The sequence below is a fragment of the Actinokineospora iranica genome (assembly GCF_900101685.1).
GTDB lineage: Bacteria > Actinomycetota > Actinomycetes > Mycobacteriales > Pseudonocardiaceae > Actinokineospora > Actinokineospora iranica.
In genome coordinates this window covers 155298-169590 of sequence record NZ_FMZZ01000014.1, presented here as the reverse complement: position 1 = coordinate 169590, position 14293 = coordinate 155298, and the positions used below count along the sequence as shown (strand labels likewise).

The following is a 14293-nucleotide window of genomic DNA, read 5'->3' as shown; positions in this document are numbered from 1 at the left end:
GGTGTCCTCCAGGGTGCTGCTGCGCTGGGCGATCATGCCGAACAGGGTCGCGGCGAACGTCTTGGTCACCGACGCGACGTGATAGGTCGATGTCGCGCCGCCCGGCTGACCCGGTCGACCTCGACTATCCGGTCCAACCGGCCAAGGTCCAGCGACACCACGCCCGGGTGGTCCCCGGCGCACCGCGGCTCGACCCCACCCACCACCGACGTCCCGCCACCAAACGGGACCACCGCGATGCCCGCGCACCAGTCCAGCACGTCCACCACGTCCTGCTCCGACCGTGGCCGCAGCACCAGATCCGGCACGTGGTCGACCCGGCCCAGCATGACCCGCACCACATTTCGGAACGCCTGCCCGTGCCCGTGCGCGACGCGATCGCCGACATCGTCGGACGCGAGCCCGGCCAGCTCCGGCGGCCCGTGCACGGTGAGATCCGCGTCCGGCAACAACCCGGCGACCCGGCGAGTCAGCTCAGCTCGCTCGGTTCCGACGACCGCGTCCTCGACGTTGCCCCATCCCCACCATGACCGTGTCACCGCTGTTTTCTCCTGCTCGAATTGACTTTTGAGTGATTTACCACGGAGTCAATTCCAGCCCGAAGAACGCCACGGGCATCATCCGTGACGGTGTCCACACAGGACGGTCGAGTAGACCTTGCCCCCGGCGACCGCGATGCCCGCGCATTCGCAACGCGCGGTCGCGGTCGCCCCCGTGGCGGTGTCGACCGAGACCAACCTGGTCGAGGTGGCCAAGACCAAACGCGAGCCGTCCGGGACCCACTCGGCGTCGACCACGTGCTCCTCGGAGGTCAGATCCAACTCCGTGACCGTCTTCATCCCGTTGAGCACACGAACCGCGCCGGACGTGGCATACGCGAGAACCGGCGGGATATCGACCTGCCGCGCGGGCACCGGCTCAGTCTTCGCGGACGGCGCAGGCGGCACCGCGGTGCACGACGCGGCCGTCACCACCACCGCGGCCCCCATGATCAGCCCCAGCCTGCGCATTGCCGCCTCCCCCGAGTCGTCCCTGGGCAGACCGTAGCGCGCGAACTGAAGTAGGTGGGTGGCGCCGAGCCGTACACGTGCGGCCAAGCACCGCTCACAAGCTGAGCCCCCGTTACCTTCTTCGCCCTTGGTCGGCTGGGGTGCTGTTGGCCAAGGGCTCGCTTGCGCTCATCCGGTTGTCACCACAGGCCCGCGGGCACGGCCCGCGCGGCGCCCGGGACGCCCGCCCGCTCGAAGTCGAGCAGGTGCCGCTTGCGGTCCAGGCCGCCGCCGTAGCCGGTCAGGCCGCCGGATGAGCCGATGACGCGGTGGCAGGGAACGATGATGCTGATCGGGTTCTTGCCGTTGGCCAGGCCGACCGCGCGGGACGCGGTGGGGCGGCCGATGCGCCGCGCGAGTTCGGCGTAGGTGACGATCTCGCCGAACCGGATGTCGCACAGGGCTGTCCAAACCGTTTGCTGGAAAGGGGTTCCGGCGAACGACAGGGGCAGGTCGAACTCCGTCAGCTCGCCTGCGAAGTAGGCCGCCAGCTGCTCGAGCACCGGCCCGAACGCCAATCCGTCGCGCTCGCCGAAGCTTTCCTCGCCTGGGCGGTGGCGTTGATCGGTCATGTACAGCCCGGAAAGGACGCCGTCGGCCGCGACCAGGGTCAGCGGGCCGACCGGACTGTCCACAGTGGTGTGCGTGCGCACGCTCTCCTCCTCAGGCGGGCAGGTGGTTCACCGGGTGGTCCCCGGTGGCCCACAGGTACTGCACAGCGTAGGCGCGCCACGGGCGCCAAGCCGCGGCGTGCGCGGTCAGCCCGGCCGGGGAGAACGGCAGGCCCAGCGCGCGGGCAGCGGCGCGCACGCCCAGATCGCCGGGGAGGAACGCGTCCGGGTCGCCCAGGGCGCGCATGGCGATGGTCTCCACCGTCCACGGGCCGAACCCGGGCAGCGCGGCGAGCCGGGCCCTGGCCAGGTCGCGGTCGGCGCCGACGCCGAGGTCGATCGCGCCCGAGGTGAGGGCGTGGACCAGGGCGAGCAGGGTGTCGCGGCGGGCGTGCGGCAGGGCGAGGCGCTCCGGGTCGAGGTCGGCCAGCGTCGTCGGGGTGGGGAACAGGTGGGTCAGGCCGCCCGCCGGGTCGTGCACCGGGTCGCCGTGGTCGAGGACCAGGCGCGCGGCGTGGGTGCGGGCCGCCGCGGTCGACACCTGCTGGCCGAGGACCGCGCGGATGGCCATCTCGGCTCCGTCGACCGTGCGCGGGACGCGGCGGCCGGGGTCCTTGCGGACGTAGGGGGCGAGCACGGGGTCGGCGGCGAGCAGGTCGTCCACGGCGACCGGGTCGGCGTCGAGGTCGAGCAGCCTGCGGCAGCGGCTGATGGCGCGGGCCAGGTCGCGCAGGTCGGTCAGGGCGAGCTGGCAGGCGATGTGGTCGGCGGTCGGCCGCAGCGTGACGATCCCGGTGCCGTGCGGCAGGCGCAGCGTGCGCCGGTACGCGCCGTCGCGCCACTCTTCGACGCCGGGGACGGCGGTGGCGGCGAGGTGCCCGAACAGGTTGTCCGGGCACAGCGGCTCGCGGAAGGGCAGCCGCAGCGAGATGACCCCGGGGCTGGACACCTGCCGCCCCGCGCGGAGCCGCAACTCGGTGGGCGGCAGGGCGAACACCTCGCGCACGGTGTCGTTGAACGTGCGGATGCTGCCGAAACCGGCGGCGGCGGCGACCTCGCTCATCGGCAGGGCGGTGGTCTCGATCAGCAGCCGAGCGGTCTGCGCGCGCTGCGCCCTTGCCAACGCGAGCGGGCCCGCGCCGAACTCGGCCAGCAACTGTCGCTCCACCTGTCGGACGCTGTAGCCCAGGCGCGCGGCCAGACCGGGGACTCCCGCGCGGTCGACGACACCGTCGGCGATCAGCCGCATCGCGCGCGCGGCCAGGTCGGCGCGCTCGTTCCACTGCGGCGACCCGGGGCTGGCGTCCGGGCGGCACCGCTTGCACGCCCGGTATCCGGCCTGCTGGGCCGCGGCGGCGCTGGGGAAGAAAGCCATGTTCTCCGCTTTGGGCGGCATACCCGGGCAACTCGGACGGCAGTAGATGCGGGTGGTCCGGACCGCGGTGAAAAACCAGCCGTCGAACCGCGCGTCCTTGGACCGCACAGCACGAACGCAGCGGTCGAAATCCTCATGCACCCGCACAGGATGGTCTTCGGCGCCACAGGGCTGCTAGCGGTAAAACGACTTGTGCGTCCAGAAGACAGCGGTGTCGTTTTCTCGCCAAGTCCGGGTTCTCGGTTTGTCGGTGGGTGCTGCTTGACTCTTGCGCATGACCACTTCGCATCAGGAACGCGCCGCGCTCTTCCACACCCTGCACACCGACGGCGAGGTGCTGGCCTTGGCAAACGCCTGGGATGTCGCCAGCGCCTGCGTTTCCGTGGCGGCGGGCGTGCGCGCGGTGGCGACCACGAGCGCGGGCGTGGCATGGAGCCTCGGCGCCGCCGACGGCGACCGACTCGACCGGTCCCGCGCGGTCGACCTCGTGGCCAGGGTGGTCGCCGCTGTCGATGTGCCGGTCACAGCGGATATCGAGACCGGGTTCGGCACGACGCCCGACGACGTCGCGGAGACGATCCGGGCTGTGCTTACCGCAGGGGCGGTAGGCGTGAACATTGAGGACTCCTTCGCGACGGACGACGGTCCATTGCGGACCGTGGACGAGCAGACCGCCCGGTTGACAGCGGCCCGGTCAGCGGCCGACGAAGTGGGAATCCCGCTCTATATCAACGCTCGCACCGACACTTACCTGCGCTCGGTCGGCGACACGGAAACCCGGTTCAAGTCCACCGTGGAACGCGCGCACGCCTACCTCAACGCGGGCGCGTCGGGCATCTTCGTGCCCGGGTTGGCCGACCTCGACACCATCACAGCGCTGGCCAGGGAGATCCCGGCGCCCCTGAACATCACCGTCGGACCAAGGTCGCCGAGCGTCGGTGAGCTTCGCGCGGCGGGCGTCGCACGGGTCAGCCTGGGGCCCGCGGTGGCCGAGGCGGCTTACGGCCTCATGCGCCGTGCTACTCGGGAGTTGCTTGAGTCGGGTACGTATAAATCGGTACAGGACACGATGACGTGGGGGGAGCTGAACGGACTGCTCGGCGGGTGATCGTGGTTGGCCCGGAACCTTCCGGGGTACCTGTGCCGTTGAACGGACGAAAGTCATCGGCGTCCATCGGCGTCCATCGGCACGGAAGGAGCGCCATGCCACTGCTGAAGAAGCTGACCGCGCTGGCGGGGGCCGCCGCGGCGGCTCGGAAGTACGCGCAGAAGAACCCGGAGAAGGTGAACCGGCTGGCCACGAAGGCCGGGCAGTTCGTGGATCAGCGGACCAAGGGGAAGTACCACCGCCAGATCGACGGGGCCGTGCGCAAGGTCCAGTCAGCGGCGACGAGGTCCACTCCCCCTGCTCGCTGACGGTCCTGCTGCGCTGACGGTCATGGAGTTCACTGCCGGGCCCGGGGCTCGCTGCCGGGCCCGGGGTCCGCTGACGGCCGTGGAGTGCGCTGATGGTCGTGGGGCTTGCTCGCGGCCCGGCTCTGCTGCTTGCTGACGGGTCGTGGGGCTTGGGCTGCCGTGGGTTTGCTCGATGGGGTGGGTCGGGTGCGGCCTGGGCACGGGGCGAGCGCTTCGCTCCGCCCCATCGAGCCAACCCCACGAAGACCCCGAGAACTAGCCGCCTTCAACGACCTGACCACGGTCGACATGAATCCGGCGAGTGGTGTGGACAGCGTCCAGCATCCTCCGGTCGTGGGTGACCAGCAGGAGAGTCCCCGGGTAAGTCGCCAGGGCGGATTCCAGCTGTTCGATCGCTGGCAGGTCCAAGTGGTTGGTCGGCTCGTCCAGGACCAGCAGGTTCACGCCCCGGGCCTGCAACAGGGCCAAGGCCGCTCGGGTTCGTTCTCCGGGGGAGAGCGTGGCGGCGGGGCGGAGGACGTGGTCCGCGCGGAGGGCGAACTTGGCCAACAGGGTGCGCACGTCAGCGGTGGGCAGGTCGGGGACTTCCCGTTCGAAGGCGGCCAACAGTTGCTCTTGGCCTAGGAACAGGGCCCGTGCCTGGTCCACTTCGCCAATCGAGACACCCGGGCCCTGGTAGGTCTCGCCGCCTGCCAGGGGGGTGCGGCCGAGAAGGGCTGCCAGGAGGGTCGACTTTCCGGCTCCGTTGGCTCCGGTGATGGCCACCCGGTCCGCCCAGCCGATCTCCAGGGAAACCGGGCCCAGGGTGAACGAGCCTCGGGTGACCACCGCGTCGCGCAGGGCCACCGCGACGGCGCCGGTGCGGGGGGCGGTGGCGATCTCCATCCGCAGTTCCCACTCTTTGCGGGGTTCCTCCACCACGTCCAGGCGTTCGATCATGCGCTCGGTCTGGCGGGCTTTGGCTGCCTGCTTCTCGGTGGACTCCGCCCGCAGTTTCCGGCCGATCTTGTCGTTGTCGGTGGCCTTGCGGCGGGCGTTGCGGACGCCCTTCTCCATCCAGTTGCGCTGGGTGCGGGCGCGGGCCTCCAGCGCGGCCTTGGTGTCGGCGAACTCTTCGTACTGTTCGCGGGCGTGGCGGCGGGCGACCTCGCGTTCTTCCAGGTAGGCGGCGTAGCCGCCGCCGTACTCGCGGATCTGCTGCTGGGCGTAGTCCAGCTCTAGCACGCTGGTGACGGCGCGGGTGAGGAACTCGCGGTCGTGGCTGACCAGGACCGTTGCGGCGCGCAGGCCGGAGACGAAGGTCTCCAGGCGGGCCAGGCCGTCCAGGTCCAGGTCGTTGGTTGGCTCGTCGAGCAGGAAGATGTCGTAGCGGCTCAGCAGCAGCGACGCCATGCCCGCGCGGGCGGCCTGGCCGCCGGAGAGGGAGACCATCTCCTGGTCCAGGCGCACGCCCAAGCCGAGATCGGCCACGGCTTCCTCGGCGCGTTCGTCCAGGTCGGCGCCGCCCAGGGCCAGCCAGCGCTCCAGGGCCGCGGCGTACTCGTCGTCCGCGCCGGGAGTCTCGGTCGCCAGCGCCTCGGCCGCGGCGTCCATGTCCCGTTGGGCCTGGGCGACGCCGGTGCGGCGCGCCAGGAACTCCCGGACCGACTCCCCCGGGCGCCGCTCGGGCTCCTGGGGCAGGTAGCCGACGGTCGCCGAGGGCGGGTTGAGCCGGATGTCGCCTTCCTCAGCGGGCAGCAGGCCCGCCAGGGTCCGCAGGAGCGTCGACTTGCCCGCCCCGTTGGCCCCGACCAGGCCGATGACGTCACCGGGGGCGACCACGAGGTCCAGGCCGGAGAACAGCACTCGGTCGCCGTGGCCCGCGGCCACCGCCTTCGCCACCAGGGTCGCGCTCACCGCCCCATGATGACCGACCGGCGATTTTCCACCCCGAACGGGTGTCAGTCACGCTTCGCCATCTCACATCACCCAAATGAGTGAATACGTAACTCAATTCGATCTCTTGTGGTCGCTCAAAGCGACCAACCACCTGGGGGATCTATAGGTGAAAAGTTTTCTGAACGACTTTCGTAGGGTCCCTACCTGGGGAATTACGTTCTACCGTCGTCTATACGGCCAACAGCCCGCCCACGAACGGCGGATACGCCAAACGGGCGACCCGTCGGCCGGACACCGAGGCGCCCCGCGTCCTCGGCACCTGCGAGCAAGAAATGAGGAACCCTCATGCGCGGACGTTTCGCCACGGTGGCCGGCATCGTCGGGTTGGCCGCGGGGGCGGCGGTGGCGCTCTCGCCCACCGCGACGGCGACGGTCGCCAGCGCGGCCGACCAGGCGGGCGCGGCTGCGCTGGCGCCCGCCCTGCGGCGTGACCTCGGGCTCACCGCGGCCCAGGTCAACCTACGACTGACCCAGGAGGCCGCGGCGAGCACGCTGCTGCCCGCCGCCGAGACCGCGGCGGGCGCGGCCTTCGCTGGGTCGTGGTTCGACAACGGCACACTGGTCGTCGGGGTCGCCGACGCCGCCCGGGCCGAAGCGGTGCGGGCCACCGGCGCGCTGGCGACCGTGGTCACCCACAGCGCCGACGCCCTCGACGCGGCGAAGGCCGCCATCGACCGGCAGGCCGCGGCGGGCGCGCCCGCCGCGGTGACCGAGTGGTACGTCGACCCGCGGGCCAACGCCGTCGTCGTCTCGGTCGCGACCGGCGCGCGCGGCGCCGACGTCGACAGCTTCCTGAACCAGGCTCGGGCGGCGGGCCCGATCGTGGTCGCCGAGGCCGCCGAGGCGCCCCGGCTCTTCGCCGGGGACGTGGTGGGCGGCGACGCCTACTACATCAACGGCACCGCCCGCTGCTCGATCGGCTTCTCCGTCGAAGGCGGCTTCGTCAGCGCGGGCCACTGCGGCAAGCGCGGGGCGAGCGTGACCGGCAAGGACAAGACCGCGATGGGCACGTTCGCTGGCTCGTCCTTCCCCGGCAACGACTACTCCTGGATCGAGACCAACTCGTCCTGGACCCCGACGCCGACGGTGAATGGCTACGGCAACGGCGACGTGACGGTCACCGGCTCGCGGGCGGCCGCGGTCGGCGCGAGCATCTGCCGGTCCGGGTCCACCACCGGGTGGCGCTGCGGCACCATTCAGGCGACGAATGCGACGGTGAACTACTCCCAGGGCAGCGTCAGCGGCCTGACCCGCACCAACGCGTGCGCCGAGCCGGGCGACTCCGGCGGGTCATGGGTCAGCGGCACGCAGGCGCAGGGCGTGACCTCCGGCGGGTCGGGCAACTGCACCAAGGGTGGCACGACGTACTTCCAGCCGGTGAACGAGATCCTCTCCGCCTACGGCCTGTCACTTGTGACCGGCTGACCAGGCACGACACCGCGGCCCGCCCGGAACCCTCCGGGCGGGCCGCGGCGCGTCCCGGTCCCGCGGAAAGGCCCCGGCGTGAACCGTCCCGCGGTGCGGGACTGCCGAAAAGATCTTTGACGGGGCCCGGCTGACCTGCGAGATTGCGGTTTGCCAGTCCCGGCGAAGTGACCGAGAGGCCAGGTAGCGGTCCGCAAAGCCGTTCACGTGGGCTACCGGCGCGGCTTCGAGCGGTTCGGCGGGCAGATCGTGACCGCGGCCGACCCGCTCGACTCGACGGTCGCCGCCGAGGTCGACGTGGCCTCCTTCGACACCGGCCTGGAGGCGTTCAACCGGCACCTGCTCGCGGGCGACTTCTTCGACGTGGCGAACTACCCCACCGCGACGCTGAGCTCCACCGCGATCCGCCCGGCGGGCGACCGGTTCCACCTCGACGCCGACCTGACCCTGCGCGGCATCACCAAGGCGGTCACCTTCGAGTTGGAGGTGCTGGGCTTCGGCTTCGGCGTCAACGGCGAGACCAAGGCGGGCTTCTCGGCGAGCGCGACGGTGAACCGAGGCGACTTCGGCATCGCGTTCCAGAGCGTGCTGGCCAACGGCAACCTCGCGGTCAGCGATGAGGCGCGAATCCTGCTGGAGATCGAGGCCGTGCTGCGCGCGGACCAGGCATGAGGAACCCCTCACGCAGGGCGACCGCGGTTTCGCCGCAGAGTGATATCCCCGTAGAGTAGAGGCATGGGCACCGGAGAGGCCAACATCCGGGTCGGCACGACCGACCGGGAACGGGCTGTCGACGCGTTGGCCAACCATCTCGCCGAGGGCAGGCTGGAAGTGGCCGAGTACGAGCAGCGCTGCGGCGCGGCCACGGCCGCCCGCACCCGCGCCGACCTGCTCGCCCTCTTCGACGACCTGCCCGCGCCGCACCCGGTGTTCGACGAGCCGCAGGCGGCCGAGCCGCCCGCACCGGTCGCGGAGCAGTCCGACCTGCTGCTCGACCGGCCCGCGCCGCGCCGGGCGAAGGTGGCGATGGGCGCCTTCGTCGGGGTGGCCGTCGCCGCGGTCGTCGCCGTCGCGGCGATCACCGCGACGTGGTGGGCGCTGGCGCCGATCCTGGTGATCGGGCTGCTGCTCGTCCTGTTCTCCTGAGCCCCGGCGGTTGCCCTGACTAGTCCAGTCCGCCGCGCTCGACCAGCCTGCGGACGATGACCTCGCGCTGGATCTCGTTGGTGCCCTCGCCGACGATCATCAGCGGCGCGTCGCGGAAGTAGCGTTCGACGTCGAACTCGGTGGAGTAGCCGTGGCCGCCGTGCACGCGGATCGCGTCGATGGCGATGCTCATGGCGGCCTCGGAGGCGAACAGCTTGGCCATCCCGGCTTCCAGGTCGCAGCGCCGTCCCCGGTCGACGAGGGACGCGGCGTGCAGCACCAGCCTGCGGGCCGCGGTGAGCCGGGTGGCCATGTCGGCGAGCAGGTTGCCCACGGACTGGTGCCGCCAGATGGGCTTGCCGAAGCTCTCCCGCTCCTGGGCGTAGCGCAGCGCGTCCTCGAACGCCGCCCGGCCGACGCCGGTGGCGCGGGCGGCGACTTGGATGCGCCCGATTTCCAGGCCCGCCATCATCTGCGCGAACCCGTGGCCCTCGATCCCGCCCAGCAGCGCGGCCACCGGCACCCGGGCATCCACGAAGGACAGCTCGCAGCTCTCGACGCCCTTGTAGCCCAGCTTGGGCAGGTCGCGGGACACGGTGAACCCCGGGACCTTCTCGACCAGCAGCACGCTGATGCCCCGGTGCGCCGGTTCCGCGCTCGGGTCGGTCTTGCAGAGCAGGGCGACCAGGCCTGCCCGGCGGGCGTTGGTGATCCACGTCTTCGCGCCGTTGACCACGTACTCGTCGCCGTCGAGGCGGGCGAGGGTGCGCATGGCCTGCAAGTCCGAGCCGCCGCCGGGCTCGGTGAGCGCCATGGCCGCGCGCAGCTCCCCGGTGGCCAGCCGGGGCAGGTAGCGCGCCCGCTGTTCGGCGGTGCCGAACGCGGCCAGCAGCTTGCAGACGACCGTGTGCCCGCCCATCGCGCCCGCGAGGCTCATCCAGCCGCGCGCCAGTTCCTCGGTGACGTGGACGAAGCAGGCCGTGGAGACCGGGGACCCGTGCGGCCGCGGGACGGCGAGGCCGAAGACGCCCAGCCCCTTCATGGTCTCGATCAGCCGCTCGGGATAGATATCGCCGTGCTCCAGTTCGCGCACGACGGGCCGGACGTCGCGGTCCACGAACTCCCGCACGGTCCGGACGATGTCCTGCTCGTCGTCGGGCAGTTCGTCGATCATGCCGACCGGTCGCCGAGCAGGGACCGAAGCTGCGACAGCAGGTCGCTGCGGCTGGTGGCGCCCAGCCGCGAGCGCATCCGGGCCATGTGGTGCTCGACCGTCTTCGCCGAGATGAACAGCCGGTCGCCGATCTGCTTGTAGGTCAGGCCATCCAGGACCAAGCCCGCCACCTGCGCCTCCCGCTCGCTGAGCCGGGCCGCGCCGGAGTGGTCGGTGACCGTGTCCTCCTGGGTCGCGCCGCCCTGCAGCATCCTGGCGCAGTCGAGCAGGCTCAGCATCTCCTTGCGGTCGGCGGTGCGGATGGCGGCCTGCCCGGCCAGCCGCGCGCCGTCCCACCACAGGCCCGCCGCGTGCAGGCCGCGGGCGGCCGCCTCGACGCGGTCGGCGTCGATGTCGGCGGCCAGGACGTTGCGCCAGCACCGCGCGGCCTCGGCCATCGCGGCGTAGAACGGGCCGACGTCGGCGTTGGCCGCCAGCGCCGCGGCGTGGTCCTCGGCGGCTTCCGGGTGCTCGGCGATGATCTCGGCGTGCAGGCACGACCAGTGCAGCATCGTGGTCCACGCGGGCGGGTCGCCCAGGGCGCGCAGCAGGTCCCAGGCCTGGCCCAGGTGCGGGGCGAACCGCTCGCGGTCGCCGAGCCTGGCCGCGGCCACCGCGAACTCGCCCAGCGGGAGCAGGGTGAACAGGTCGACCTGGTGGCGGACGACCGCCTGGTAAGCCGGTTCCCAGGTCCGCCGCAGGGCGGCGAGATCGCTGCCGCGGCGGGCCGTGCCGACCGTGAGGCCGACCGCGAACAGCCAGTCCCGCGCGCACAGGCCAGCACCGTCCACTGTGGACGTCTTGTCGCCGCGCACCATCGCCGTCCACGCGCGCAGCACGGTGTGCCGGGGGCGCAGCAGCGCGCCGCCGATACGGGCGGCGACGGCCCGGTCCAGCAGCGGCTCCGCGATGCCCGCCGCGCCGGTGTGCAGAGCCAGGATCGCGCCGAGGGCGGCCGGGCTGTCCGGCAGCAGCACGTCCCGGCCGACCGGTTCCAGCACCTCGGCCGCACGCACCACTGTGGACAGTCCGGCGCCGCCGGAGCCGGTGACCGACTCCAGGATTCCCCGCGCGGCAAGGGAAACCGCGCCCGTGAACAACGTCGGCGGCTCGTCGTCGGCGGCTCGCTTGAGCGCGAGCTCCGCGTCGGCGATCCGGCCGGTGCCGGCCAGTCCCACCGCGGCGAACGCGGCGCAGGGGCCCGCGCCGGACCACTGGTACAGCTCCGCGCTGCGGGACAACTGCCCCCGGTAGGCCAATGCGGCCGCGGCCACCCTGGCCGCGGCGGCCCGCCGCTCGCCCCCGGCGGTGGCGACCAGCCCGTCGGCCCGGCGCAGCGCGGCGTCCAAGTCGCCCGCGCGGGCCTCGGCCTCCGCCCGGCACACCTCGTCGACCGGATGACCGGCCCCGGCGGCGGCCTCGTGCAGCCGGACGGCGACGGCGGGCTCGGCCTCGGCCGCCGCAGCCGCGTAGACCGCCGCCACCGACGCGCCCACCGCGTTCGTGCCCAGCAGGGCCGTCGCGAAGTCGAGCAGGGCGCCGCCGCGGGCGAGGGCCGCGTCGGCGAGGCCCGCGAACACCGCGGACCGCTGGTCGGACGGGACCAGCTCGCGCAGCGCCGCGGCCACCAGCGGCGGCGGCGCGCCGTCCGCGCCGAGCAGGCCGCTCGCGCGCACCTCGTCGATCACGTCGGCGACAGGCCGGTCGAGCAGGCCCGCGAGCAGGTCGGGGTCGCCGCCGACGCCGACCTCGGCGGCCAGCAGGACGCGCAGCGTGTCCGGGTCGAGGCAGTCGAACTCGAAGCGGAACTCCTCGACAGCCGACGCGGGCACGGCGACCGACGCCCGGGACAGGTGCGGCGCCAGCCGGTGCAGCAGCCCCGGCACGCCCCCGGTCTGCGTGTGCGCCAGCGCGACCAGGGCGTCTGGCACCGGGCCGCCCAGCGTCGCGGACAGCAGCGCCGCCACCCGCTCCCGCTCGAACGGGCGCAGCACGATCTGCCCGCGCAGCCTGCCCAGCAGCCGGGCCAGCGCGGCCGGGCGCGGCCGGGGCCGGGCCGCGACGACCAGACCGACCCGGTCGTCAGCGGCGAGCGCGGTCAACTCGGCCAGGTCGGCGTCGGCGAGCAGGTGCGCGTCATCGACCAGGAGCAGCGACGGCGCGCCGTCCAGGCCACGCCGGTAGCGCTGAGCGCCGGGAGTGGTGGCCAACCGGCCCAGGAGCGCGCTCTTGCCGTAACCGCCGGGCGCTATCACCGCCAGCCGCGCCGTGAGGCCGCCCGAGGTGATCGCCGCGCACAACCGCCTCGTGGGGTCGTCGAGGAGCAGTTCGCTCGGCTGCACGTGTCCGGGGATCAACGGTGGTCCTCGTCTGGCTCAGGGTCGCGGCGGGCTCGGCGCGACCGGTCGAAGCGGCGGGGCGGCGGCTCCAGCGGGGTGATCTCCACCGGCGGCCGGGGCGGTGGGTCCGGCTCGACCGCCAACTCGGGAACGGCGAGCGGATCGGCGGTCACCGGGGACAGCCGGGGAACGCCTGCCGCCTCGCCCCGCGCCGGGGCGAGGACGGGCGCGCTCGCCTTGCGTCCGTCGGACAGCAGCGGATCACCGCCGAACACCGGGGCCAGCCTCGGTCTGCTCGCCCCGCCGCGCTCGGCCGACCCGGGTCTGCCGCCGTTCCCCGCGCCAGGTCCGACGCCGGTGCGCCCGTCAGTCCCGACGCCGTTCGCCGCGCCGGGCCCGACGCCGGTGCGCGGATCAGCCCCGGCGCCTGCCGTCGAGCCGCTTCCCACACCGGTCCTGGGGCCGTTGCCCGCGCCGCCTCCGAGACCGGTTGCGACGCCATTGCCCAGGCCAGACCCCGTCCCGTTGACCGCGCCCGCCCCCAGGCCAGGCCCTGCGCCGTTCCCCGCGCCTGCCTCCGCACCAGCGGCGGCGCTCTCGTCCGCCGAGCCGGTCGCCTGGCCATCGGCGGAACCGGTCGCCGGGGTGATGCCGGGCAGGCTCGGCGGGTCGGCCTGGCCGGACTCGCCGACCGGGGACATCCCGCCGAGGGTGGGCGTGCGCGCGGGCAGCCGGGGGCAGGCGGCCAGCGCGGCGCCGCGGGCGACGGCGGTGCCGGGGTCCTCCTCGACCGGGCAGCCCGCGAGCGCCGCCAGCAGCGGGACACGCGCGGTACCGCCCGCGAGGACGGCGCCCGCGTCGGCCGGGGCGCTCGCCACCAGGGCGGTCATCTGCCGGGCGATGGCCGAGAGCGCGGGCCGGGCCAGTTCCTCGAAGCAGGCGCGGGTGACCAGCAGGTCGTCGGGGATGTGCGGCAGCGGGACCCGGACCTCGGTCGCGACCGAGAGCCGCTCCTTGGCCGTGGTGCACGCGGCGCGGAAAGCGGCCATCGCCGACGGCGACAGGGACGCCGGGTCGACCGGGCCCGCGGCGGCGCGCAGGTCGGGCACGGTCTGGTCGGGGCTCAGGGTGGGGGCCTCGGCGAGGATGTGGGCGGCCAGCAGGTCGTCCAGGCGCACGCCCGCCTCCGCGTCCACCGCGGGCAGGTGGGCGACCATCTCGAACGCGGCCGGGCCGCGGTGCAGGACGGCGTGCTCGACGTGCCGACCGCCCGCCAGGCCGACCACCAGGGCCGCGCCCGGCCGCACCGGCTCACGCGCGTGCCTTGCCTCGGCCGCGGCCACGACGGTGGGCAGCAGGAGCACCCCGGGCAGGCCAGCGGCGTGCAGGGCGTCGCGCAGGAGTCCACGCCGGTATGACCCCCACTCGGGTGGGTGGGTGACGGCGATGCGTTCGGCGTGCCCGCCCTCGGCGTCGGCGACCACGTCCGCGATCCACGCGACGAACGCGGCGAGCAAGTTCTCCGCGGGGTAGAGCTGCCCGCCGAGCAGGACCGCGGTGTCGTCGCCGACCCGGGTGAGCAGCGCGCGCGTCACCCGGTCGGGCTCGGTCACCGCCCGGCGTTCGGCCGCCTGACCGACGACAACCTCACCCTCCGCCGTCACCAGCAACACCGCTGGCACTGATCGTGTGGCACCGTCGAGTGGCACCACCTCGGGTCGGTCGAAGACGCCCCCGGCCCGTCTGCAGACCGCCGCCGAGCCGCGCGTGCGGCCGACATC

Annotated in this window: 13 protein-coding genes; 5 read left to right on the top strand and 8 right to left on the bottom strand. The window is 73.3% G+C overall.

Features of this window, described 5'->3' with window-relative positions; all coding sequences use genetic code 11:
• Nucleotides 1–65: 65 nt before the first annotated feature.
• The 4 genes from BLS56_RS24630 to BLS56_RS24615 all read right to left on the bottom strand — a co-directional run bounded on the left by BLS56_RS24630 (nt 66) and on the right by BLS56_RS24615 (nt 3176).
• Nucleotides 66–539, bottom strand: a complete 474-nt coding sequence (locus BLS56_RS24630; protein WP_091455410.1) for an FAD-binding protein — start codon at nt 537–539, stop codon at nt 66–68.
• A 78-nt stretch (nt 540–617) separates the two neighbouring features.
• A complete protein-coding gene (locus BLS56_RS24625) occupies nt 618–1097 on the bottom strand; it encodes a hypothetical protein (RefSeq protein WP_139190972.1) in 480 nt (159 codons plus the stop codon).
• A gap of 92 nt (nt 1098–1189) precedes the next feature.
• Entirely contained in the window at nt 1190–1702 is a 513-nt protein-coding gene (locus BLS56_RS24620; RefSeq protein ID WP_139190971.1) for a methylated-DNA--[protein]-cysteine S-methyltransferase, read from the bottom strand.
• 10 nt (nt 1703–1712) lie between these two features.
• On the bottom strand, nt 1713–3176 hold the full coding sequence (locus BLS56_RS24615) for an AlkA N-terminal domain-containing protein (RefSeq protein ID WP_091455434.1): 1464 nt from the start codon (nt 3174–3176) through the stop codon (nt 1713–1715).
• Nucleotides 3177–3309: 133 nt separating this feature from the next.
• On the opposite strand from BLS56_RS24615, the gene BLS56_RS24610 reads away from it, so the two are divergent.
• Nucleotides 3310–4143, top strand: coding sequence for an isocitrate lyase/PEP mutase family protein (locus BLS56_RS24610; RefSeq protein ID WP_091455404.1), 834 nt, complete (start codon nt 3310–3312; stop codon nt 4141–4143).
• 95 nt (nt 4144–4238) lie between these two features.
• Entirely contained in the window at nt 4239–4451 is a 213-nt protein-coding gene (locus BLS56_RS24605; protein ID WP_091455402.1) for an antitoxin, read from the top strand.
• Nucleotides 4452–4706: 255 nt separating this feature from the next.
• Here BLS56_RS24605 and BLS56_RS24600 read toward each other — a convergent pair whose 3' ends face one another.
• Entirely contained in the window at nt 4707–6347 is a 1641-nt protein-coding gene (locus tag BLS56_RS24600) for an ABC-F family ATP-binding cassette domain-containing protein (protein WP_091455399.1), read from the bottom strand.
• Nucleotides 6348–6674: 327 nt separating this feature from the next.
• Between BLS56_RS24600 and BLS56_RS24595 the strand changes: the two genes are divergently transcribed.
• The 3 genes from BLS56_RS24595 (at nt 6675) to BLS56_RS32515 (ending at nt 8960) form a co-directional block, all read left to right on the top strand.
• Nucleotides 6675–7814: a S1 family peptidase gene (locus BLS56_RS24595; protein WP_091455397.1), complete on the top strand. Its 1140-nt coding sequence runs from the start codon at nt 6675–6677 to the stop codon at nt 7812–7814.
• Between the two features lie 207 nt (nt 7815–8021).
• Nucleotides 8022–8486, top strand: coding sequence for a YceI family protein (locus BLS56_RS24590; RefSeq protein ID WP_091455394.1), 465 nt, complete (start codon nt 8022–8024; stop codon nt 8484–8486).
• A gap of 63 nt (nt 8487–8549) precedes the next feature.
• Entirely contained in the window at nt 8550–8960 is a 411-nt protein-coding gene (locus BLS56_RS32515; protein ID WP_091455391.1) for a DUF1707 SHOCT-like domain-containing protein, read from the top strand.
• A 19-nt stretch (nt 8961–8979) separates the two neighbouring features.
• Here the strand turns inward: BLS56_RS32515 and BLS56_RS24580 are convergent, their stop codons facing one another.
• The 3 genes from BLS56_RS24580 to BLS56_RS24570 are packed head-to-tail and all read right to left on the bottom strand — an operon-like array spanning nt 8980 to nt 14176.
• Nucleotides 8980–10134 carry an acyl-CoA dehydrogenase family protein gene (locus BLS56_RS24580; RefSeq protein ID WP_091455390.1) on the bottom strand — a complete coding sequence of 385 codons (1155 nt, stop codon included), beginning with the start codon at nt 10132–10134 and terminating at the stop codon, nt 8980–8982.
• Nucleotides 10131–12530, bottom strand: coding sequence for a helix-turn-helix transcriptional regulator (locus tag BLS56_RS24575; protein WP_091455387.1), 2400 nt, complete (start codon nt 12528–12530; stop codon nt 10131–10133). The genes BLS56_RS24580 and BLS56_RS24575 overlap by 4 nt, the downstream gene beginning before the upstream one ends.
• Nucleotides 12527–14176 (bottom strand): Hsp70 family protein, encoded by a 1650-nt coding sequence (locus tag BLS56_RS24570; protein ID WP_175483029.1) that lies wholly within the window; start codon nt 14174–14176, stop codon nt 12527–12529. Before BLS56_RS24570 ends, BLS56_RS24575 begins: the two co-directional genes overlap by 4 nt.
• Nucleotides 14177–14293 lie beyond the last annotated feature (117 nt).

Coding starts and splice junctions, on each gene's coding strand:
- BLS56_RS24605 (WP_091455402.1), top strand. CDS start 4,239: ATGCCACTGCTGAAGAAGCTGACCGCGCTGGCGGGGGCCGCCGCGGCG.
- BLS56_RS24595 (WP_091455397.1), top strand. CDS start 6,675: ATGCGCGGACGTTTCGCCACGGTGGCCGGCATCGTCGGGTTGGCCGCG.
- BLS56_RS24610 (WP_091455404.1), top strand. CDS start 3,310: ATGACCACTTCGCATCAGGAACGCGCCGCGCTCTTCCACACCCTGCAC.
- BLS56_RS32515 (WP_091455391.1), top strand. CDS start 8,550: ATGGGCACCGGAGAGGCCAACATCCGGGTCGGCACGACCGACCGGGAA.
- BLS56_RS24580 (WP_091455390.1), bottom strand. CDS start 10,134: ATGATCGACGAACTGCCCGACGACGAGCAGGACATCGTCCGGACCGTG.